The sequence below is a fragment of the Paenibacillus sp. FSL R5-0407 genome, from assembly GCF_038009185.1.
GTDB lineage: Bacteria > Bacillota > Bacilli > Paenibacillales > Paenibacillaceae > Fontibacillus > Fontibacillus vini.
Genome location: NZ_JBBPAX010000001.1, coordinates 2161307 through 2184296, shown reverse-complemented (window position 1 = coordinate 2184296; position 22990 = coordinate 2161307). Strand labels below are relative to the sequence as shown.

The 22990-nt window shown below is 50.0% G+C and carries 15 protein-coding genes; 12 read left to right on the top strand and 3 right to left on the bottom strand.

Annotated elements, in window-relative coordinates; all coding sequences use genetic code 11:
- Positions 1 to 110: 110 nt before the first annotated feature.
- The 5 genes from NYE70_RS10395 to NYE70_RS10375 all read left to right on the top strand — a co-directional run bounded on the left by NYE70_RS10395 (position 111) and on the right by NYE70_RS10375 (position 12508).
- Complete coding sequence (locus NYE70_RS10395; protein WP_341045919.1) at positions 111 to 5807, top strand: WIAG-tail domain; 5697 nt, start codon at positions 111 to 113, stop codon at positions 5805 to 5807.
- 357 nt (positions 5808 to 6164) lie between these two features.
- Positions 6165 to 8402, top strand: a complete 2238-nt coding sequence (locus tag NYE70_RS10390) for an FMN-binding protein (RefSeq protein WP_341045918.1) — start codon at positions 6165 to 6167, stop codon at positions 8400 to 8402.
- A 147-nt stretch (positions 8403 to 8549) separates the two neighbouring features.
- Positions 8550 to 11012 (top strand): transglutaminase domain-containing protein, encoded by a 2463-nt coding sequence (locus tag NYE70_RS10385; RefSeq protein WP_341045917.1) that lies wholly within the window; start codon positions 8550 to 8552, stop codon positions 11010 to 11012.
- 80 nt (positions 11013 to 11092) lie between these two features.
- Positions 11093 to 12049, top strand: coding sequence for a 3'-5' exoribonuclease YhaM family protein (locus NYE70_RS10380; RefSeq protein WP_341045915.1), 957 nt, complete (start codon positions 11093 to 11095; stop codon positions 12047 to 12049).
- 156 nt (positions 12050 to 12205) lie between these two features.
- Positions 12206 to 12508, top strand: coding sequence for a catalase-related domain-containing protein (locus NYE70_RS10375; protein WP_341045914.1), 303 nt, complete (start codon positions 12206 to 12208; stop codon positions 12506 to 12508).
- Between the two features lie 102 nt (positions 12509 to 12610).
- Here NYE70_RS10375 and NYE70_RS10370 read toward each other — a convergent pair whose 3' ends face one another.
- Positions 12611 to 12952: a cupin domain-containing protein gene (locus NYE70_RS10370; RefSeq protein WP_290406036.1), complete on the bottom strand. Its 342-nt coding sequence runs from the start codon at positions 12950 to 12952 to the stop codon at positions 12611 to 12613.
- Between the two features lie 175 nt (positions 12953 to 13127).
- Here NYE70_RS10370 and NYE70_RS10365 point away from each other — a divergent pair, with 175 nt between their 5' ends.
- Positions 13128 to 14078 (top strand): radical SAM protein, encoded by a 951-nt coding sequence (locus tag NYE70_RS10365; protein ID WP_213655644.1) that lies wholly within the window; start codon positions 13128 to 13130, stop codon positions 14076 to 14078.
- A 6-nt stretch (positions 14079 to 14084) separates the two neighbouring features.
- Here NYE70_RS10365 and NYE70_RS10360 read toward each other — a convergent pair whose 3' ends face one another.
- Positions 14085 to 14870, bottom strand: a complete 786-nt coding sequence (locus NYE70_RS10360) for a M15 family metallopeptidase (protein WP_213655645.1) — start codon at positions 14868 to 14870, stop codon at positions 14085 to 14087.
- 301 nt (positions 14871 to 15171) lie between these two features.
- Here NYE70_RS10360 and NYE70_RS10355 point away from each other — a divergent pair, with 301 nt between their 5' ends.
- Positions 15172 to 15603: a MarR family winged helix-turn-helix transcriptional regulator gene (locus NYE70_RS10355; protein ID WP_211020065.1), complete on the top strand. Its 432-nt coding sequence runs from the start codon at positions 15172 to 15174 to the stop codon at positions 15601 to 15603.
- Between the two features lie 24 nt (positions 15604 to 15627).
- Positions 15628 to 17244, top strand: a complete 1617-nt coding sequence (locus NYE70_RS10350; RefSeq protein ID WP_211020064.1) for a DHA2 family efflux MFS transporter permease subunit — start codon at positions 15628 to 15630, stop codon at positions 17242 to 17244.
- Positions 17245 to 17360: 116 nt separating this feature from the next.
- Here NYE70_RS10350 and NYE70_RS10345 read toward each other — a convergent pair whose 3' ends face one another.
- On the bottom strand, positions 17361 to 17984 hold the full coding sequence (locus tag NYE70_RS10345; RefSeq protein ID WP_290406031.1) for an acetate uptake transporter: 624 nt from the start codon (positions 17982 to 17984) through the stop codon (positions 17361 to 17363).
- Positions 17985 to 18301: 317 nt separating this feature from the next.
- Here NYE70_RS10345 and NYE70_RS10340 point away from each other — a divergent pair, with 317 nt between their 5' ends.
- The 4 genes from NYE70_RS10340 to NYE70_RS10325 all read left to right on the top strand — a co-directional run bounded on the left by NYE70_RS10340 (position 18302) and on the right by NYE70_RS10325 (position 22964).
- Positions 18302 to 19291 carry a formylglycine-generating enzyme family protein gene (locus NYE70_RS10340; RefSeq protein WP_341045912.1) on the top strand — a complete coding sequence of 330 codons (990 nt, stop codon included), beginning with the start codon at positions 18302 to 18304 and terminating at the stop codon, positions 19289 to 19291.
- Positions 19292 to 19361: 70 nt separating this feature from the next.
- Positions 19362 to 20852 carry an arylsulfatase gene (locus NYE70_RS10335; RefSeq protein ID WP_341045910.1) on the top strand — a complete coding sequence of 497 codons (1491 nt, stop codon included), beginning with the start codon at positions 19362 to 19364 and terminating at the stop codon, positions 20850 to 20852.
- Between the two features lie 19 nt (positions 20853 to 20871).
- On the top strand, positions 20872 to 22119 hold the full coding sequence (locus NYE70_RS10330; protein WP_341045909.1) for an anaerobic sulfatase maturase: 1248 nt from the start codon (positions 20872 to 20874) through the stop codon (positions 22117 to 22119).
- 11 nt (positions 22120 to 22130) lie between these two features.
- Positions 22131 to 22964: an AraC family transcriptional regulator gene (locus tag NYE70_RS10325; RefSeq protein ID WP_341045908.1), complete on the top strand. Its 834-nt coding sequence runs from the start codon at positions 22131 to 22133 to the stop codon at positions 22962 to 22964.
- Positions 22965 to 22990 lie beyond the last annotated feature (26 nt).

Here is a 22990-nt window from a genome sequence, read left to right as displayed (position 1 = left end):
GTGGAATAAGGACCGTATCGCGAAGAAATCCCGTTGCTTTTTTGCGGTGCCTTAGAGAAGCTGTGACAAGGGCCCATTCCGCCGCATATGATGCCAAAGATGATTATCTTGTGGCAAAGGAGAGGACGGCTCTGAAAAAGCGAAACAGAACCACGAAACCGAGCAGACCCAAAAAGACGCTCTATTACGTGGATAATCCGGAAATAAACGAGTTGACCTTGCTGGAAAAAGGAAAGACCGGGTTTACATCTGACCTGGAAAAGGAGTTGAAGATCCACCACTCCCCTCCCGTTTTGGAAGTAATCGAAGATGAGATCCTTGTAGGGGATTTCACGGACAAAACATTGAAGGAAATTGTGAATGAAGCTGAAGACGAAGAGGAAGTTGAAATTGATGTTGTAAACGATCTTACAAACGATGTTGAAATCGATGCTTTTGATGAACAATTGAGTAAAACCCCCGGGGAGCTTAATCCGTCGCAGCAGAAGCATTTGCAGGAACTGGAATCCATTCTTGAAGAGAAACAGTCTCCTGAATCCAACGGCGGCATAATTTATACGGCCGATCTGACGGACGCTGCCGTTACTGGGGATAAGATCGCACCTTATACGATCGATTCCGGCAAAATAAAGTTGGGGGCCATCGGATCGGCCTGGATCGCCGACCATGCGGTGCTCGGCAGCAAAATCGCAGACGGAGCCATCGTAGCCTCCAAAATAGCTCCCTTGTCCGTTCGGGGCGACCATCTGGTCGACGGAGCCGTGGAGGGTAGGAATGTCCGGGACCGCTCGATCGGCGGGAACAAACTGGAGGATGGCAGCATCACCAGCCACAAGCTGGCGGACGGAATTATTGACGGAAGCAAGCTCGCGGACGGCGCGATCCAGAGTCGTCATTTAAGCGAGTGGATCGTTACTACGGATCTGCTCCAGGATCAAGCCGTAACTTCAGACAAAATCCGCAGCTCGGCGATCCGGTCGATTCACCTGGAAAACGGAGCGGTGGACACGTCGAAATTAGGGGAGTTCTCCGTTACGTCAACTAAAGTCCGGGACGGAGCGATTACAGCGGCCAAACTGCAGGAAGGAGCAGTGGAGAGCAGGCATCTGGCTGAGAATGCCATCACCGTCCGCCACCTGGCTCCGGGGATGATCAGCAATGAACACCTGGCTATGTTAAGTGTTAGCGGCGAACAACTCCGCGATGGAATTATAAATTCCCATCATCTGGAGGACCAGATCATTCAGGCCCGTCACCTCGCCCCCGGCTCGGTGGAATCATTCCATATGAAGCCCGGGAGCATCGGTGAGGAACAGATTGGCAGCGGTGAAATTCATGGAAAGCATCTGGCGAATAAAAGCATCCTGTCCACAAAGCTGTCCGATCAATCCGTGGGCACCTCTAAGGTAGTGGATCAAGCGATTACTTCGTCCAAAATCGCCGATCAGAGTATTTTGCCGAACAAAATCGCCGATGAAGCGGTGCAGACCCGCCATCTTGCCAAATCTGCCGTTCAAGGGCCCCAGCTGGCACTGGAATCCGTAACCTCCTATCATTTGGTCCCAGGCTCGGTGGGGGGAGAACAAATTGCCGCAGAAGCGATTCAAGATCGGCATTTGGCAAGGGGATCCGTATCCAGGGAGAAAATTGCAGGGTCGTCAATTCTGGAGAGCCACATAGCGCCAGGAGCGGTCAGCGAAAGGCAGCTGCAAAACAGCAGTGTAACGAATACCAAAATCGCCGACGGCTCGATCACGGAAAGTAAGCTTGCTCCCGGCTCGGTGACCGGAACTGTCGTAGGTTCGGAGCAAATTTCCTCCAGGCATATCCTGCCGGGATCCGTCTCCCGTGTGCATTTGGCTGAGAACAGCATAGACAGCAGCCTCCTTCAGACAGGTTTGATCCGGGAGGAGCATCTCAGTAACGGCTCTATCTTTTCGTGGCATTTGCAAGACCATGCCGTTACTTCTCTGAAGCTGTCGCCGGAGAGCGTCACTACCGACAAATTAAATGATCTGGCGGTAACCGCGCCCAAGCTGGCCGAAGGGAGCATCAGCGGGCCCAAAATTGCGGAGGGTTCCCTGGAATCCCGGCATTTTTCGGTCGGCGCGGTCCAGTCCGAAAGTGTAGCCGACAACGCTGTGGAGAACCGGCATCTCGCTCCAGACTCGGTCGGAGCGGAACAAGTGAGGTTCGGCGCGATCCAGGAGCCGCACCTTGCTACCGAAGCTGTCTCGGAACGCTCGCTTCAGAATGAGGCGGTGTCCTCTGATAAATTGGCGGCAGGCTCGGTTCAATCCCGTCATTTGGGTGGGAACAGCGTGGAAGGGGTGCATCTTTCGACCGGGGCGGTGGATTCCCGTCATATATTGGCGGAAACGATAAATAGAGAGCACCTGTCTGACGCCTTGAAAAAGGAAGGATTATTGCCGTTAGATGGAATTGGCGGCGCAGATCTTCAACCGGCTTCGATCCAGCGTGCCCATTTGCAGAAGGGAATCGTAGATGCCGATGTTCTGAAGGAAAAATCAATTGGCTCCGCTCATATTCAGCCGCAAGCCGTACAGAGCCAACATGTAGCCGATTCCGCGATTCGGGGTCAGCATCTGGCAGAAGCGACGTTGGATGCCCGCCATATAGCAGCGGGCAGTGTGAGTGGAAGCCTTATCGGCGATCAGGTCATTGAAAGCCGCCATATTGGGCTGAATGCTGTAACGCTTGAACATTTGTCACCGGAGCTCCAGAAGGACGGGTTGCTGCCGGAAGCAGGAATCGGGGGAGCGGATCTCCAACCCGGCTCAATTCGCCGCCAGCATTTTCAAAAGGGTGTAGTGGACGGCGAAGTGCTGCAAAGCGAATCGGTAGGCGCATTGCATCTTAAACTGCAGTCGGTGCAATGTTATCATCTTACGGATGAAGCGGTTCAAAGCCAGCATTTGGCGGCAGGCAATGTTCAGTCCCGGCATCTGGCCAGCGGCAGCGTTCAAGGAAGCCATATCGCAGAAGATGCGGTACAATCCGGCCATATCGGACAGAACGCGGTAACGTCCAGGCATCTGTCCGCCGACTTACGCCGGAACGGACTGCTGCCGGAAGAGGGAATCGGCGGAGCGGATCTGCAAGCGGAAGCTATCGGCCGCCAGCATTTACAAGCGAAAGCCGTAGATGCCGAGGTACTTGGCGATCAATCCGTGGGAGCCGAACATTTGCAGGCAAATGCGGTATCCAGCCGGCATTTGGCGCCAGGTGCAGTGCTCAGACAGCATATCGGTAAGGGGGAAATTCAGCCGCAACATCTGTCCGCAGGTTCCGTGGAAGGCTCGCATCTCACGGAAGCCGCAGTGCAGTCTCTTCATATCGCTCCGGGTGTCGTAACGACCCAGCACCTATCTTTCGAATTACAGCAAGAAGGACTGCTGCCGAAAGAGGGGATCAGCGGAGCTGATTTGCAAACGGAAGCTATTGGCCGTCAGCATTTACAAGCGGGAGCCGTAGATGCCGAAAAACTGAGTAATCAATCAGTTAGCGCCGAACATTTGCAGGCGAATGCGGTATCCAGCCGGCATTTAACGCCAGGCACCGTGCTCGCACATCATATTGGCAAAGGAGCCATCCAGCCGCAACATCTGTCCGCAGAGGCCGTGGAAGGGTCGCATCTTGCGGAAGCCGCAGTGCAGTCTCTTCATATCGCGCCGAGTTCTGTAACGACCCAGCATTTATCTTTCAAGTTGCAGCGCGAAGGATTGCTACCGGAAGAGGGGATCGGCGGAGCGGATTTGCAAGCAGAAGCCATCGGCCGCCAGCATTTACAAGCGGGAGCCGTAGATGCCGAGGTACTGAGAAACGGCTCGGTGGGCGCTAAACACTTGCAGGAAAATGCGGTATCCAATCAGCATTTGGAGTCAGGTGCGGTGCTCGGACAGCATATCGGTAAAGGTGTAATTCAGCCTGAACATCTATCTGCGGGGTCTGTGGAAGGCTTGCATCTCGCGGAAGCCACAGTACAGTCTCTTCATATTGCGCCGAGTTCTGTAACTACCGAGCATCTATCTTTTGAATTGCAGCGTACAGGGTTGCTGCCGGAAGAAGGGATCAGCGGAGCGGATTTGCAAGCGCAAGCCATTGGCCGCCAGCATTTACAAGCGGGAGCCGTGGATGCTTTGGTACTGAGCGACGACTCCGTGAGCGCCGGACATTTGCAGGCAAATGCGGTATCCAGTCAGCATTTGGAGTCGGGTGCGGTGCTCGGACAGCATATCGGTAAAGGTGCAATTCAGCCAGAACATCTGTCCGCAGGGTCTGTGGAAGGCTTGCATCTTGCGGAAGCCGCGGTGCAGTCTCTTCATATCGCGCCGAGTACAGTAGCGACCGAGCATCTGTCTTTTGATTTGCAGCGTACAGGGTTGCTGCCGGAAGAAGGGATCAGCGGAGCGGATCTGCAAGCGCAAGCCATCGGCCGTCAGCATTTACAAGCGGGTGCCGTAGATGCCGAGGTACTGGGCGAAGGCTCGGTGGGGGCCGAACATTTGCAGGGAAATGCGGTATCAAGCCAGCATTTAGCGCTAGGCGCGGTGCTCGGGCAGCATATCGATAAAGGAGCAATTCAGCCGGAACATTTGTCCGCAGAGACCGTGCAAGGGTCGCATCTTGCGGAAGCCGCGGTTCAGTCTCTTCATATTGCTCCGGGTGTCGTAACGACCGAGCATCTATCTGCCGACTTGCAGCGGGAAGGACTGCTGCCGGAAGAAGGGATCGGCGGAGCGAATCTGCAGCCAGGTTCCATCGGCCGGAAACATTTGCAGGCATCTTCCGTGGATGCCAAAGTTTTGGGCAATCAGTCCGTAGGACCGGATCATCTGCAATTGAACGCCGTATATGGTCAGCATTTAACGAAAGGTGCGGTGCTGGAGCATCATATAAGCAACGGAGCGGTTCAGCCTCAGCATTTGGCAAACAGCGTGATCGAGGCAAGGCATCTCGCGGAAGGCGCCGTGGGATCCGGTCAAATCGGATTGGATTCGGTGACTTCGGAGCATTTATCGGCGGATCTGCGGCAAGGCGGATTGCTGCCGGAGGGTGGGATCAGCGGATCCGACCTACAGCCGGAATCGATCGGCACGGGGCATCTGCAGCCGGGAGCCGTGAATTCCGAGGTGTTGAGCCATCGGTCCGTCGGACCGGATCATATACGAATGAATGCCATATCCGGCCAGCACCTGGAGAGCGGAGCGGTACTTGCCTCGCATTTGGGCAGCGGCGTGATTGGGTCGCAGCATTTAAGCGAGGGAGTCGTCGAGGGAGAACATCTTGCCGAGGCCGCCGTACAATCGCTCCATATTGAACCGGGCGCGGTGACAGCGTGGCACTTGTCATCCGACTTACAGCGTGACGGATTGCTGCCGGAAGAAGGGATTAGCGGGGATAGCCTGCAGCCTGGCTCCATCGGTGCCGAGCACTTGCAGCCGGGAGCCGTGAATGCTGTAGCGCTGGGTCATCAATCCGTTAAACCGGAACATTTGGCTATTACACCCGTACAAACTTTGACCGATCAGCCGGCGATGCAGCAGTTCGGAATGTGCGCGTTCATGGTGATCAAGAATGAAATGTCCGTGGAAGTTACGGTGATGTTCGAACAGCCATTTTCAAACTCGCAATATGTGCTTGTCGCCATGACCAATCAACCGGCCTATTACGTTACTTTGAAAGAACAGACACCGGAAATGGCGGTGCTCGAAGTAACGAAGATTAAGGAAAGTCATATCAATTATGGCTTTATTACTTGGATAGCGATTGGAAATCTGGAGTAAACGGATTAAAAGATCTGAGAATGATCGGGTGGGCAAGGCAGCTTCCTTAGAGATAAGGGGCTGCCTTTTGCCTGTGTGAAAGCTTTTAAATTACATGTTTTAACAAGAAAAGTGATTTATGTTGCGCACCTTGTGATTTTAGGTACAGCTATGGACGAGGGATATTCAGTATCATAAATCGAAACCGCTTGGAGGAGCATATTACGATGCTTATGAATGTGAAATAATTCACTCGTTTTAAGTAAGGTGCTCGACAGACGGAGGAAGGCTTGAAAAGGAAGGGGCGAGCCAGTTCGGATTAATTAGCAACACAGAACGGTACATAATTTTGAATTATTTAAAAGGAGAGGATTGCGTTTGAAGAAGATAGTTGCTTTAACAGTTTGCGCGACGATGGTGTTGTCTTCGCTGGTCATGACCGTTGACTTGTCTCCGATCAAGATCTCGAACATCGACGTTGTATCCGCCGCCTCGGAAGCCGAGACGACGCCGGCCAAGGAATCAACCCCTGCCAAGACGACAAAACCGGAAACCAAACCGACAACGAAGAAGGAAACCAAAACTACAACTAAGCCGACCACAACTAAGCCGACCACAACCAAGACGACCACAACCAAGACGACCACAACCAAGCCGGCTGCCAGCAAAACGACTACTCCAGCGGTAAAGGATGCAGCCAAGACAGAGACTAAAACCCCCGCGGCTGTAGAAACAGTTAAAAATCCATATCAAGACGGCGTTTATGTAACCTATGGGGATGCTTATTCGAAAGGAACGGAAGGCGCGAAGGTTACGATCAAGGACGGAAAGGTCGCCGATGTGGAGCTTCTGAGAACGAGTCCGAAGCTGATCGACCGGGATGTTCGGATCAATTACAGCGGGCTTTGGCAGGCTTATGAGCCGATGGAGACCAGTTTCCGAGGCAAGACACGGGAACAAGCGGCTGAGGTTGACGTCGTTTCCGGCGCAACGCGTTCCAGCAACGGTTGGAAGCTGGCGGTCGATCGCGCGTTTGCAAGAGCACAGGCAGAGAAGCCTGCGGGCGAGGTTTATTTTGCAGGAGAGCATATGGGTGTTGACCCTGCAGGTAAATATATGGTATTTGCCAAATACGATAAAACAAAACTGCTTGGCGTGAAAGTATACCCTTTAAATGAGAAAGGGGAAGCGGTGGAAGAAGCCGCGATGACTCCCGAACAGGCAAAAACAGTGTACCTTATCGCAAGCGAACTGCTTTACCGGGGAACTAACGCCGTAGCCGCCAAAGGTCTGGAAGCAGACTTTAAAGCAGCGATCCAAGCTTTCTGGGACGCAGACCAAAACGCGAAGATTAACAACGTTTCAAAATATGTAGACGGATTTTATTCCGCTTACGGAGCCGCCCGGGACAAAGGGGTGGAGAGAGCGGACGTGTACATCCGCAACGGCAAGCTGGTTGACGTGAAGCTGTACAGATTGGGCTCCAATCTGATCGACCGCGGAGAAACCGCTTATGCCGAAGTGGTTAAGGCGAATGCGCCTATGGTTGCTAAGCTGCTTGCCAACGGTTCTTACATTGAGAATTACAGCGATACCGACGCCATTTCCGGTGCGACGGAAAGCAGCCACAGCTGGAACGAAGCCGTGGAAAGAGCCTTTGAAAAGGCACTTAAAACCCCTGACGGCCACAAGTATTTTGAAGGCACGTTTGCCGGCGTGGATAACCGGTCCCAAGCATTGGTGCTGGCCGATTTCCATGGCGACAAAGTAACCAAAGTAACGATTCACCTGTTCGATAAAGATGGCAAGCTGATCAAAGAAGAGAACTTGACGGAAGGGCAAAAGACGACGATCGCCACTTTAAGCGAAGGCCTGATCAAGAAGGGAAATAATCTTGCTTTGATCCCAGGCCAAGAGGTAGTGTCCGCCGCAGCCAAAGCGGCATTTGCGGATGCGTTGCAAAATGCTTCCAAGGTTCAGGGCAATTATAAAGATGGCAAGTTCACCGCATACGGCGATGCGTATGATAAGGGAACTAACCGTGCGGACGTTACGCTCCGGAACGGAAACATTGTCGGTATCGACTTGTTCCGTGTGGGCGTCGATCTCCAGGATCGGGGCGCATCGGCGTACGCGGATGTAGTAAGAGCGATTCCGATCCTCGAGAGCAACTATCTCCTCGCCGTTACCCGGGAAAACGCAGCCGAAGTGGATGCCGTATCCGGCGCAACCAGCAGCAGCAAGGCATTCAGTGCAGCGGTGGATCGGGCGTACAAAAAGGCTGAGATTGCCGAATCCTATAAAACGGCGTACGCCAACGGAATCTTTGCCGGTACAAATGCCGACAAATCGGTGTATGTCATGGTTACGGTAGAGAAGAACGTACCGTTTAAAATGGAAGTATTCTATCTGGATGCGAACGGCAAAATCAAAGCTGCCGACAAATTGTCGGCGGATGAGTTGTTCGTGAAGCAGGAATTTGAAACGCCGACGACCGGGGTTATGCATAAATACGCATACCGTCCGGCCGCATTCGGAGATACCGATGCGGTTAAAGCGTTGTCGGGCAAAGTGGTCGATGCCGTCAAAGTGGCATTGGAAGCTGCAGGCAGATAAATCTGTTGTAAAGCAAAACCCCCGGGTGATTAGGCCCGGGGGTTTTAGCATGAACCGTGCAGTATAGAAGTTCTAATTATATACAGTATTTCCCTTCCTATGTATAATATCTCTGACAGCGCTAATGATCGGAGGAAGCGGAGCAAAATGATCAATTTGAGAAAAGTGATGCTTATCTTGGCCTTCTGTTTTTCTCTGACCGGTTGTCAGTGGGCCGACCGGATGGCCGAAGATATCGTCACCGATGCTGCCGGGGTGCTCAAGCCTTTTTTTGAAACGGAATATGAACTTGCGCTGGAAGATGGTACAGGAGGACAGGAGCAGCAGAGCGAACAGGAGCAGCAGCGCGAAGAGCGGGCGGAGCAGGCCGTTGCTCCGATTACGGGGAATTTAACGGTAGCGGATTTAAAGTCTCGATACAACGCTTCAATAACAGAGATCCAAGGTCCCGGGGCACTTAGCAAGGTGTCGGCGGATGAAGTCTTTCGTATCCGGTTCGAATCCAAGTTCAGTAAAAATATCCCGCTTGGAGACATCATATCTGTCCATACCGATCCGGCCGCCCAGCCGCAAAGCAAAATAGATTCTCCGGTTAAGCTTGAAGATTATACCTATGGTCCGACTACCATTACCGTTTCTCCACCGTTATTCGGAGTCCTGAGTTCCTCATACACTTACGAGGCAGGAGAAAAGCAATGGGGAAACGCTTCAGCCTATTATATCCGGATCAATTATGACCTGGAATCATCTTCGCCTTTGAAGCTGGATAAGCCGCTAATTATTCCTTTTGAGGTGGATACCGGGGTGCCGGTACCTGAGCTTTCTTATAAAATCGGCAAAGACGGCCGGTTAAAATTAATGTGGAAACCGGTTCCCGGAGCCGAGAGTTACCACATATATAATGTTTTTGGAAACGAGAAGAATGGAAAGGAAAATCTGCCGAATGCCGGACCTGAGCAAGGATATGAGGGCAACTACCCCATCCTTATAGGTATGGAATCGAAAACTGAGTTTGATGATTTTGGACAAAACGGGAACGGCGGATTTTTTGCATCGGACAATGAAGAGATTTATTCCCAAAACGGGATCGTGAATGGCGATTATTATGTGACTGCAATTATTGGGGATAAGGAATCCAGCTTCAGCAACCCCGTAAACACGCATGCTCTGTCCGGACAACTGCCAAAGAAGATACAGGATGATGATCTTGAGCGTTTGCTCAGCTTGGAACATGCGGAAGATCTGCCTGCAGCCGTTCAGGTCGAGTATATTGACGGTGCTTTGACCAAGCGGGATATCTTGTACGATACATCAAGACTGAGAGCTCCGAGGGAGAAAGATTACGGGACTCGAGTTTATTACAGGATTTCGGGAACAGCTCTTAGAGGCATCTTGTACATCACGGACATTACCGAGAAGAAAATCGGAGAATTGAAAGACAGGCAGGCCAATCTGCCACCGGAGGAATTGGAAGCCTTCCGGAGTTCACCGGTAATCGGGAATTCCCGTGTCCCTGATATCAAGAGCTGGGAGGAACGACATGCCGATGATAAAAGGAAGGAAGCGGACAAAACAAACGACAAATGGGACCGGCAACGGGTTCCGGATTCGGACATTCTTAACGAAATGGAACTAAACGCGGATTCTGCGCTGGAAGAATACCTTGCCAGGTTCATGATTGACGGGCAGCGTAAAGTTCCGCTTAGAGCTTTCCCTGAGACCGAGGATACGGAATTACTTTACGATACGGTGAATAAAGTGTATTTTCAAAACCCGATGATCATGGGGGTTAAAAACTACAGGTACAGCCCTTTTAGTGAAACTCTTCATATTACTTATCATGACTCTCAGAAAACAATGAAAAACAAGCAATTCAAAACGCTGAAGGCAGCCCGGCAAATTATAGCCTCCACGCTTAAAGCAGAAATGACCGAAGAAGAGAAGCGGATGGCTTTATACAATTATCTGGACGAAAACGCGGTGTATGATGACGATGCATATGAAAATTCCGAATTGCACGACTTCGAATATGTGGATGATGAATTTATCGATGCATATACTGCCTATGGAGTCATGGTGGAGAAGCAAGGGGTCTGTATGAGCTATGCGTATGCATACAAAATGCTTGGGGACCTTGCGGGGATCGACAATATCATCGTCACCGGGACGCTGGACGACGTTCCCCATGCCTGGAACAAGGTTAAGATCGGGGAAGAGTGGCTGAACGTCGACGCCACGAATGGAGCGACGAATGCCGGAGTGCCTTATTATCTCTACAATGCAAATGACGCGGAGGCCGCCAAGCTGAATTTTCATTTCGATAAGGATTATATGCTGGACAGCGAGCTCTCAAATTTCAAGGGAAAAAGTAACGCGAATGATTATTATGTCGTCCATGGGCTGGAGGTTAAGTCGCTTCAGGAATTTAAGGCGAAGCTTGTAGAAGGACTTCAGGCAGGAGATGAATGGATATCGCTTCGTCTGGCTACGGATCTCGATGAAGACGAAGTGCTGGACGCCATTTCCGAAGTGTTCTATCAATATGCCCCCGAGCTGGCGGAGGACGCGGAATATTATGAGGTTGGCAATTATGTGGTGGTTTATCCTTAAGCCTTGTTCTCGCTAAATGACATGCCATCCTTCTTTCCCCGTAGTATAATGAAACTATCATTTTAGTGGGGGAATCTAGCGTGACTTTGATTAGACAACTGGTGAATCAAGATGAATTTGTTGGTTTTTATCTGCTTAAGGAGGTAGAGGTCAAACAGACCAATGCCACGCCGCCGAAGGATTATCTCGATATCGTGTTGGCCGACGGAACCGGAGAGCTGCCGGCGAAGCTGTGGGATGCCTCCTCGGTCGATAAAGAAGCCTTTTTCCCGATGGGACTTGTGAAGGTGAAGGGGCTTGTTCAAACCTATCGTGACCGATTGCAGGTTAAAATCTTGCAAATCCGCCCGGCGAAGCCGGAGGACGGGGTTAAACTGACGGATTTTATCCGCTCCGCTCCGATTTCATCTACGGAACTCATTCATACGATAAAGCAAGTTATTGCCGATATTTCAGATCAGGAAATCAAGGATATTGTTACATTTTGCGTCGGAAAAGTGGAGGAGAAGCTCGAACACGCCCCTGCGGCGAAGAGCCATCATCACGCCTACTTCGGCGGTCTTGCCTACCATATGGTGCGGATGCTGGAGCTCGGCGAGTTCATATGCAAGCAACGGCCGTTCCTGAACGAAGACTTATTGAAGGCGGGCATTATTTTGCACGATATCGCCAAACCGGAGGAGATGGTGGCACAGCTCGGCATCGTGTCCGAGTATAGCGTCCAAGGCAAGCTGGTCGGACACATTTCGATGGCGTCCAACTGGATCACCGAAGCCGCCGTACGGCTGGGCATCGGAACGGAGTCGCCGAAGGTGTTGGGACTGCAGCATCTGGTGCTGTCGCATCACAATCTTGGCGAATGGGGCAGCCCGGTTCAGCCGCAGATGGCGGAAGCGGTGGCGCTTCATTTTATCGATGCCATGGACGCCAAGCTGCAAATGGTAGAGGATGCCTTGAATACGACGCCGGATACCGAAGACTGGACTCCTTTCATTCGAGGGCTGGAGAACAAGGCGATTTACCGGTTGAAATTTTAGTAGCATAAGTGGATAGGTTCATTTTGCATGAACTTGCGGCAATTCATAGTAAACCCGCTTCCCCGCATGGGGAGGCGGGTTTTTCTCATGGAATGTTATGACGAATAAGGGCCAACCGTAAGCGGAGATCACGAACCGCATTACGATACAAGACTGGTGAGAGAGAAAATTGACCGTACTAACGACTTTGGACAAGCGGGGCAAACCTATCGGTCTTTCGATGATGTAGAACGGGATGAGTTGATTTCCAATTTGGTGAACAACCTGAAAATTTGCAAGCCCGAGATCCAGGAAACCTGGATCAGCCATTTCATGCAGGCGGACCAGGACTACGGCAAGCGGGTAAAAGACGGTTTGGATCGAATCAAGCGGGAAGGAAATGATCATGTCAGCACGGCGGCCGCGGACGAGGCGTTGAAGAAGTCGGAAGATATGGGCCACGAATCGGATCGTTATTAGGACCGGCGTGCGTAACAGCGGGTAAGGAAACGGCAATGAAGCCATAAATAACGGCGGTATGGGGAAGCTCCCTATACCGCCGTTGTTCGTTCATATTAGCACTTAAATATTTTCGGCATAGCGTGGCTCCGGAATTTTGGTAAGTATGACATATAAGGAAGCGGGAGCGTCGCCATGATTAGCATACGAGAACGCTTCGTCGCCATGGAGATGGATGATGTCCCCTTTAAGAAGTTCGGACTGGACTTCATCCACCGTTACCGTCCCGTTCCCTTCGAGTGCAAGAATGTATACATCCGTTCCGGGATGTTTATGGGTCGGGAGCTCTTGTCCCGGCATGAAGTTTAAAACGAAAACGACGCTCTCCCCTTTTTTAAAAGCGATCCGTTTCGTGAATTTATCCTGTTGAAAATCTTGAAGTGTGCCAAGCGATTGTTTATCCATTGTGATCCCTCCTTGGTTTTATAGTACCCGTGAAAGACGTTCCGAACCTTGATCTAAATCAAGTTTTGCGCAAAAAGAGGATTATCTCATATTTTTATTTTACGGCCGCCATTATAATCGCAATTGTTGACACGCCCCCTCTTTGGGGCGGTAAATAGCCGGAGGGAGTGGAATAATGACATATAAGGCTTTGGAATTGGAGAAGCCGGATACGTATGAGTTGGAAGGACTGGAAGTTGGCGTAACCTCGAACTGCAATTTTCGGTGCGAGTATTGTTGTGCTTATAACCGTAACGACGGAAACAGCATCGATGCGAAACAAATCATTAATCTGCTTGAGGAATTGCCGGGTTTAAAAAGAGTGCGCTTATCCGGCGGAGAGGTAACCCTGAAATACGAAGACTGCGTGGAAGTAGTCGATTATTGCTCGTCGCGGGGAATTCATACGCAATTGAACACCAACGCAAGTCTTCTGAATGAGGGGCGAATTCGGAGATTGGCCGATTCGGGACTAACGAACATTCATATTTCTTTTAATTTCGTAACGGCGGAGCAATTTAGCGATTATTATCGTATTAAACCAAGCGTCTATCATAAAATAGTCAACAATATTAAGCTTTGCACGGCAGCCGGGCTGGATACCGTGCTTGAAACGCTGCTATTCAAAGAAACCGAGGGCCATATGGACGAGATCAGCGACCGTGTATATCAACTCGGAGTACGTACGCACGAGATCCAGAACAGCATCGTTATGGATCATACCGGCTGGAGATCGATCGCCGCGAGGGAAGCCTTAAAGAAAGCGGTAAATGATCTGATTGCCCGGAAGAAAGAGGATATGACGCTTTATTTTACTTGCATGGACCGTTTCATGGACGAGCTTGGATTTGCGGAGCAACCGGGCGTTTATTTTCCCCATTGCATTGAAGGCAAAAAACAGCTCCACCTGCACGGCAACGGAGACATCCTGATTTCGGAATTGTGTCATCCCGTCATTATCGGGAACATTTACAAAGGGAACTCGCTCAAACACTTATATCAGGAAATGCCCGACCCTTTAAGGGAGTTCCTTGACGAACAGCCTTGTCCCGCTTATGATGCGCTGTTTTCGCCGCAAAGAAGCTAAAGGTAATTATTCTACATTAAAGTTGAAGTAAGTGGAAGGGTACGGCTCATTTTTCAGCGTATAATGCCACCATTCCTTAGTGTAAGGCTTGAAGCCCTGATTCACCATGGCGGTTTTGAGAATGTACCGGTTCTTGCGCTGTTCTTTGGTAATCAGCTTGGTGCCATGACTGGAAATTTCACCGAGAAAATCAACCCGGCTCCCCATATCGACTTCTTCACCGGTTCTTTTGTAAACGAGCGTCAAATCGACCGTACTGCCCCGGGAATGTCCCGATTTGCTGGATAGATAGCCGAGCTTGAACAGGTTCTTCTTGTCCACATCAGGGTAGAAGGCATCCTTCATCAAGGTGTCGTCGCGATCCTTGGACCAGGAGATGAAGTGGTTTACGGCTTTTTGCGGACGGTAGGCGTCGATGATTTTGAAGCGGTAACCCTGCTTGTCCAGTTCATCGTTCGCTTTCTTTAATGCTTTGGCCGCTTTGGACGACAGGATGGCAAGCGGCGCTTCATAACCTTTGACCGGCCCCCCGATAAAGTTATTATCGCTAAAATACCGGATATCATACTGGGCGTCCGGAATGATCTCATCCAGATAGACAAAGCCCTTAGGCAGCTTGTTTTGTTTGGTTACGGACTCTTCGATTCCATAGGGATGAACCAATGCTTCGGAAGCGGCCGCGTTAGTGTTTTGGGCGATACCCCCGGCCGTCACAAGCGTCAGTATGGAAACGCTGAGGATGGTAAAATGCCGAAGTCGTGAGACGAAACGGTTTGGCGATTCAGGTGTCATGAGCTCACTCCTTTGATATGAAGTTAATCTTCCAGGTAATCTTCTATTCTATGATTATATAACACGGACTCTAATTTAATGAAAAGGCTTTCCCGAATTTATCTCATTCGGGAAAGCCTTTTCATTTGAAAATGCAATAAATACCTTACAGCTTGGCTCTTGACTAGTGCTTCCGATCCTTGTATATTAGTAAATGCTTTAATAATTTAGTTATAATTATTTCAGTAGTTTAACTAAAATTTTAACATAAATTCAGCAAGCGAGGTGCAATCGAAAAAAAGGAGTTATGGAGGGAAACAAGTTGGTACAAAGAGAAATGCTGCTTGAAGTAACCACGATGTTCGGAGCCTTGCTCAAAGGATTTTCGCAGAAGTGGAACAAGCTTGGCGCGGAATACAATCTAAGCTTTCCTCAATTTAAAATGCTGCATTTTCTGAACCGGACCGGACCTCAGAAGGTTTCACAATTGGCGGATACGTTAGGATTAACCTCAGCTGCTATCACAGGTATTACCGATCGCCTGCTGGCTGAAGGGTATGTCGAGAGAGAACGGGCAGTCAAGGACCGCAGGGTCGTTTTTATTACGATTACCGAAAAAGGAACGAATCTCCTCCAAGAGATTACCGAAAATCATGAGGAGGCGACCCAAACCATTTTTAATACGCTTGGGGATGAAGATATTAAGCATTTGAAGCGCATTTTTACGGCTATGCTTGACAACTTAGAAAAATAAAAACACAGAGGTGGAGATAGAAAAATGGAGCATTTGTCATTAAAACGCAAAGTGTCGATCATGATCGCCGTTATGGCAGCCATGTTCTTTGCGGCAATCAACCAGACGATTGTCAGTACCGCGATGCCGCGGATCATTGCTATCCTTGATGGCATGGATTATTACACCTGGACAATCAATATTTATTTGCTGACTTCGACGATCGCAACCGTACTTGTCGGTAAATTGTCCGATATGTTTGGGCGTAAGCCTTTTATATTGCTAGGGATCCTGTTGTTTATGATAGGGGCGTTCCTTACAGGTACTTCTTCCGATGTATTCCAATTCATTACTTACCGCGGGATCCAAGGGATTGGCGCCGGTATTATTCAATCGACGGCTTTTACTGCCGTAGGCGACCTGTTTGCTCCGCGTGAACGCGGCAAATGGATGGGTCTTATGACCGCAATCTTCGGTTTCTCCAGTGTTCTGGGCCCAACGCTTGGCGGATATTTGGTCGACAATATGGATTGGCACTGGTTGTTCTGGATCTTCTTGCCGCTCGGTATCGTCGCTTTCATTATGATTCTGACGTTGTTCCCGAAAATGGAACGCAAGCCTGGCGAAAGTATCGACTATCTCGGTTCCCTGTTCATGACTACGACGATCGTTCCGCTGCTGCTGGCGTTTTCGTGGGCAGGTACGCAGTACGATTGGGGTTCCGTCCAAATTCTCGGACTTCTCGCTGCAACTGTAATATCCGCAATTATTTTTGTATTCGTAGAATTGAAAGCAAAAAATCCGATTTTGCCTATGCATCTGTTTAAGAACGGCGTAGTTACCGTTTCTAACTTAATCGGTTTTATTATGAACTTCGGCTTGATGGGCGCGATGATCTACATTTCGTTCTTCGTTCAAGGCGTAATGGGTATTTCGCCGACTTATGCCGGTTATGTAACGATGCCAATGAGTATTTTCATGGTCGTTACAAGTGCAATAACAGGTCAACTCATTGCAAAACAAGGCAAGTACAAACGTTTTGCCCTGATCGGTGTGCCGATCATGATTCTGGGTATGGCGGTAATGGTATTTATGAACAGCGTCTGGATGGCCGTCGTGGCTATGATCATCTTCGGGATCGGCCTTGGATTGGGTATGCCGGTATTCTCGCTGGCAACACAAAATGCGGTTCCGCATAAAGAGCTCGGGGTTGTAACAGCTTCCACGCAATTGTTCCGTAACCTCGGGGGTACGATCGGTATTGCCGTCATGGGTACGGTTATGTCCAACAGCCTGACCAGTAACCTGAAGAGCGCAATGACCTCGTCCAGCGCTCCGGACATGAGCAAAATAGATCCGGAAATGGCGAAGCAACTGACGGCATTTGCGAACCCGCAAACGCTGATGAATAAGCCGTTGATCGAACAAACGCAGGCTAGTCTTCCAGCCGATATCAAGCCTTTGTTCACGCAAATGATCGCGGGAATCCGCGATGCGCTCGGCGATACGCTGTCCCATGTATTCTTGACAGGTACGCTTGTCTTGGTCGTAGCTTTCATATTGGTCTTCTTCCTGAAGGAGCTCCCGCTCCGCACTACGAACCAAGCGGCGCCAGCTGAAGCTGCTCCCGAGAATGCCAAAGAAGGCATTCCGGCACATTAAGTTTCAGGAGATTAGATGTTAATGTTAAAGCTCCAGTAATTTTAATGAAATAATAACAAAGCCGCCTAATTGCGCGTATCGGAGCGCTTAGGCGGCTTTGTTTATTGTATTGAGAATTAATCCCGTGCTTTGAAAATGCCGAAGGGTCGGCCTACAGGCAAAAATACCCGGCCAAAGTGAACGTTCAGCACAGCTGCGCCGGCGCCGTAGAGCGAGAGCAGGCCGATGCCCATTTCTGCATAAGCCGCCAGACCATGAAACAGTTCTGGGGCGATCCCGAATGCATCAAAGGAAAGGCCAAGGAACAAAAGGTCGATTAAGACGAAAATGAAGAACAGGACTTTATGCGTCTCCATAGCACCGATGGTCATAAATAACGTAAATATGAGATATCCGGCAAACGCAAAGCCGAGCTGCTTGCCGTCCACGCCTGCCGCCAGCTCAGGGCCCAATACGCCAAGCTTGATTAGCCAGCTTGTACCCATAGCGAACCAGAAGAAGGCGTACGCGCCAAATGCGGTCATACCGAATGTGTTGTTATGTTTGGCATCTTGAATGCTGGCGAACAGCTGGGCGAACGCTCCGAGGAAAATCGCCCAAGGAATGGCGTAGCTCAAACCGTCCGTGATTCCTAGCTTTTGGGAAGAGGCGACCAACGTTACGATTGCCAGTCCAAACAGGCCGATTCCGCTAGGATCGGCCGTCATGATTTTTACGTGTGTAGATGATGCGTTTTGCATAGTTCAGTCAAAGCCTCCAGAAGATCATTTGCTTCTCATTCCGCCGATACCGGAATGAATACTGATGTATTGTAAAGGATTTGGGAGGGTTCGTACAGTGTATAAAATTACAATTACGCTGAAAGGCATTTATTCTCGTTGAATCAGAACCGAAAGGATGAGAGGGAATATTCCTGGAAGAGGGTCTTTTACATGCAAAAAACTTAATTTCGTTTTGAAAAAAAGTGATATAATGAAGTTGCCAATAAACCTCTGGAATTCTTGGCGCTACCTTTTTTAACTTAGAGCAGGGATCATCGCAGATTGGAGATTTGAATATGGCAGATAACTTTAAAGCTTGCTGCTCAGCCAGTCGTCATCAAGTCAAGGTCAATGGTTCCCTCGACGGATCGTCCAAAGTGAAGAAATCGGAGAAATCGATCCAAGTATTGACCGGGAAGAAAGACTTATCGGGTATGATCCTCATCGAGGGAGGTCCATTTCTGATGGGGACGGATGATAAGGAAGGCTTCCCGTCGGATGGAGAGGGACCGGTTCGGGAAGTGACAGTCTCTTCCTTCTATATAGAAGCGACAGCGGTTACAAATGAGCAGTTCGCGCTCTTTGTAGAAGATACCAACTACGTTACGGAAGCGGAGCGTTTCGGCTGGTCTTACGTCTTCCATTCTTTCGTTTCCGAAGAAACAGGCAAGAAGGTTACCCAAGTGGCAACTCAAACCCCTTGGTGGTGGGTCGTAGAAGGAGCGGACTGGCGTCACCCGGAAGGCCCCGATTCTCATGTGAAGGAGCGGCTGGATCATCCGGTTGTTCATATGTCCTGGAATGATGCCGAAGCTTATTGCCGCTGGGCCGGCAAGCGTCTTCCGACGGAAGCGGAGTGGGAGTATGCTGCCCGGGGAGGACTTATCCAGAAACGATATCCTTGGGGGGACGAATTAAAGCCGGGCGGAGAACACCAATGCAATATTTGGCAAGGGAAATTCCCTGACAAGAATCATGCCAGCGACGGTTATGCAGGCACGGCTCCCGTCAAATCCTACCAGCCTAACGGTTATGGCCTTTACAATATGTCGGGAAATGTATGGGAATGGTGCGAGGATTGGTTCACACCTGCCTATCACCGGTCTTCCGATTCCGTAAATCCGCGAGGCCCGGCAAGCGGTGTGGCAAGGTCGATGCGCGGCGGATCCTATTTATGCCATAAATCTTATTGTAACCGCTATCGCATCGCGGCCCGAAGCAAGAATACGCCGGACAGCTCTTCAGGGAATATCGGGTTTCGGTGCGCGGCGGATGTTATAAAGTAAATCCGTTGCGGAAACTCACTGAAGCTATAACTTGTATCGTCTAGTATTTCATCAAGAGGAGGCTTTTGAAATGGAATCAGGAACGAGTTCTAAACGTCCAAACATTTTACTGATTACGGTTGACCAGATGCGCTTTGATTGTCTAAGTATACTAGGGCATCCCGTCGTGGAGACGCCTAACCTGGATGAATTGGCCCGAACCGGTGTGAGATTTGATCATGCATATTCGGCAACGCCGACCTGTGTGCCTGCCCGGGCAGCTATATTCACGGGGATGAAGCAAACCTCTCACGGACGAGTCGGCTACCAGGAGAGGGTGCCGTGGAATTACCCGAACACATTGCCGGGTGAACTGGCTAAATCGGGTTATCATACGCAATGTGTCGGTAAAATGCATGTCTATCCGGCACGGAGTCTGCTGGGGTTCCATAATGTTGTCTTGCATGACGGATATCTGCACTATAATCGGGATAAACAGAATACTCCCGTACAAGAGCATTTCGATGAAGTGGACGATTACTTGCCTTGGCTGCGCGGACAAGTCCCGGGAGCGGACCTCTTGGACATTGGACTGGATTGTAATGCTTCAACAGTTGCAAGGCCATGGGCTCTGCCGGAACACCTGCATCCTACCAATTGGACTGTAAGTCAATCGATCGATTTCTTGCGGCGAAGAGATCCGGGCAAACCGTTTTTCCTGTGGATGTCGTTCGTGCGCCCTCATTCTCCTCTTGATCCGCCGCAAGCCTACCTGGATTTGTACAAGGATCTCGATTTTCCCGATCCGGTGATTGGAGAATGGGCTATGAAGGAAGATCCGGAGGGGAACGGGTTTAATCCCGTGACTTCCAAGGGCATCGTTCCCAAGCGGCGTTTAAAAACAGCTATGGCCGCTTACTACGCATTAATTACCCATATCGACCATCAAATCGGACGTTTTCTGCAAGTGTTGAGCGAATACGGCGAACGGAATAATACGATCATCATGTTTACTTCGGATCATGGGGAGCTGCTGGGCGACCATCATTTGTTTAGAAAGTCGTTGCCTTATGAAGGAAGCGCCCATATTCCATTTATCGTAAACGATACGGGAGGACACCTTGATTTGGCTTCAGGATCCGTCGTGTCCGAGATCATTGAATTGCGCGATATTATGCCTTCTTTATTGAATGCGGCTTCGGCCGAGATTCCCGGTTCCGTCGATGGAGAGAGCATTTGGGATTTAGCCCGAAGTGATAAGCAGCCTAAGGAAAAGTCTTGGCGTGAGTACCTGCATGGGGAACATACCCAGGGCATCATGTCCACGCAGTGGGTTACGGATGGGCGTGAGAAATATATATGGTACTCTCAAACCGGGGAGGAACAGTTCTTCGATTTGGCTCAGGATCCCGGCGAACTGCACAACATGATTCACGATCCGGCGCTGCAGGAAAAAATTCAATATTGGCGTTCTATCCTGATTCATGAGCTTCAGGGACGAGAAGAAGGATATGTGCAGGGCGGTTGTCTGGTTGTCGGACGAGAACCTGTTTCTGTTTTGTCTCATATTAAACAGGCATAACAATGGGGGATGGAACTCAATGAGCGCATGCATTCAAACATCCAGGCCGCAACATCTTCATGTCATGTGGAAAACCGTCTCCGAGGATTGCAATCTGGCCTGCGATTATTGTTACTACAGTACGGCCGGCGGGGTTCCTCATCAACCGGTTCGAGTGATGGATCCGGTACTTCTGGATCGGTTTATCTCTCAGTATATGGAACGGTCCTCCGGACAGGCTACATTTTCCTGGCAGGGAGGAGAGCCCTTGTTGGCCGGTTATCCGTATTTTGAACAAGTGGTCTCGCTTCAGGCCAAGTATGCGCCGCCTCATACGTTGATAAGTAATGCGCTGCAAACGAATGGGACACTTATAAATGAGACTTGGGCGCGATTTTTCAAACGTTACAACTTTCTGATCGGAATAAGCCTCGACGGACCGGAGCATATCCATAATACCCACCGTGTAACGGGATCAGGGAAAGGCAGCTTTGACCTGGTTATGCGTGGGGTACGTCATTTGCAGCAGGCGGGTGTGGAATATAACATTTTGACGGTGATCCATGAAGATAATGTGACGAAGCCGGACGAACTGATGGCTTTTTACAAGGAGCAGGAGTTTACATATATTCAGTTCATCCCCTGCATGGATTTTGTTTCTCAAAAGAGCGGGATGCCCGGAGTCTTCCGGATCACGCCGGAACAGTATGGAGAGTTTCTGTGCCGGACCTTTGATTTGTGGTACAACGAGGGGAATCCGGAGATATCCATTCGTATGTTTGAGAATATGGTACTCGCCATGCTGCATCGTCCGGCGGAGCTGTGCGTTCACAGCTCGCACTGTCCGAAGATGATGGTGCTTGAGACGAACGGGGATGCCTACCCCTGCGATTTCTTTATTGACGAAGAGCACAGGTTAGGAAACATCGGTCAAAGCGACCTGGAATCATTGCTTGCCAGCCCTGCTTATGAAGACTTTTTAGAAATGAAGCCGATGATGAATGAAGCATGCCGCAATTGCGAATATCTCAGCTTTTGCCATGGAGGATGCCCCCGCAACCGGAATTGGCTCGATGTCAATGACCGGTCCGAGGTGGATTATTTTTGCCAAAGCTATAGGATGTTCTACGCCCATGCGTACGACAGGATGACTATACTTGCTAACCGGCTTAAAACGGAACAGTTACAAGCGTACAGGAACAGCGGTCAGCCGCTTCCGGGCCGGAATGAACCTTGTCTTTGCGGAAGCGGGAAAAAGTTCAAGAACTGCTGTCAGCAGCTTGTTTAGGAGGGAGTTCCATGTCCTCTATCATTCAAAGTCAGTTTGGCGTAAACGTCCTGGACGTTATCAAAATTCAATACAAGACGCGAATCATTTTTGATTATGTTCAGTCTTGTTATACCGTCTCTTATATACAAAAGGGAGAAGTGTTGACGACATCCTCCGAAGGGGAGTATGTGGCTTCCGCCGGGGATGTCATGATTCATCGTCCCAATGAGCCTTTTAATGTCATTTCCAAAAGAGATGGCGTGCATTATTTGTTTAATATCAACGCTACGGTGAGTGAAGAAGCTGACTTCTTCAAAATGTTTCCTTTAGGCAAGGTGATTCGGATTCGGGACCGCGACGTGTATGAGCGGAAATTCGACGAACTGCGGAGCTTGTGGCTGCAGGAGGAAGACGAATTAAGAAACGTTCAGGTCGGTTCGCTCATTTTTTATCTCCTTTATGAAATTGTCGAAAGCACCAAGCATGGAGGCCGTCGCGCCTCGAGTGATCCCGCCGTTACGGACCGGTTTAACGAAGCGCTGCAATTCATGGAGGACCGGCTCGATCAGGAGATTACCAGAGAAGAGCTTGCCAAGCTTTATCATATGAATCCCGTCTACTTTAGTAGGGCGTTCCAGAAAATATACAAGCTGACGCCGATGCAAATGCTTCGAAAGCTTCGGCTGCAGCATGCCAAGCAGCTGCTCGAGAGTACGGATTATACGATGGAGCATATCTCCGGCAGATGCGGATTTTATGACGCTTCGCACTTCAGTAAAGCATTTCAGAACGTGTACGGCAAAGGACCGGCAGAGTATCGAAAAAGTATCAAATTTACAAAAACAAGCATCTCTTCTCCATAGCCGGATGTGCCGGATTCATTTACGCT

What these genes read in the sequence shown, in the direction of transcription:
- NYE70_RS10330 (WP_341045909.1), top strand. Translation starts at nt 20,872, where the DNA reads ATGAGCGCATGCATTCAAACATCCAGGCCGCAACATCTTCATGTCATG.
- NYE70_RS10340 (WP_341045912.1), top strand. Translation starts at nt 18,302, where the DNA reads ATGGCAGATAACTTTAAAGCTTGCTGCTCAGCCAGTCGTCATCAAGTC.
- NYE70_RS10360 (WP_213655645.1), bottom strand. Translation starts at nt 14,870, where the DNA reads ATGACACCTGAATCGCCAAACCGTTTCGTCTCACGACTTCGGCATTTT.
- NYE70_RS10370 (WP_290406036.1), bottom strand. Translation starts at nt 12,952, where the DNA reads ATGGATAAACAATCGCTTGGCACACTTCAAGATTTTCAACAGGATAAA.
- NYE70_RS10335 (WP_341045910.1), top strand. Translation starts at nt 19,362, where the DNA reads ATGGAATCAGGAACGAGTTCTAAACGTCCAAACATTTTACTGATTACG.
- NYE70_RS10385 (WP_341045917.1), top strand. Translation starts at nt 8,550, where the DNA reads ATGATCAATTTGAGAAAAGTGATGCTTATCTTGGCCTTCTGTTTTTCT.
- NYE70_RS10325 (WP_341045908.1), top strand. Translation starts at nt 22,131, where the DNA reads ATGTCCTCTATCATTCAAAGTCAGTTTGGCGTAAACGTCCTGGACGTT.
- NYE70_RS10345 (WP_290406031.1), bottom strand. Translation starts at nt 17,984, where the DNA reads ATGCAAAACGCATCATCTACACACGTAAAAATCATGACGGCCGATCCT.
- NYE70_RS10350 (WP_211020064.1), top strand. Translation starts at nt 15,628, where the DNA reads ATGGAGCATTTGTCATTAAAACGCAAAGTGTCGATCATGATCGCCGTT.
- NYE70_RS10365 (WP_213655644.1), top strand. Translation starts at nt 13,128, where the DNA reads ATGACATATAAGGCTTTGGAATTGGAGAAGCCGGATACGTATGAGTTG.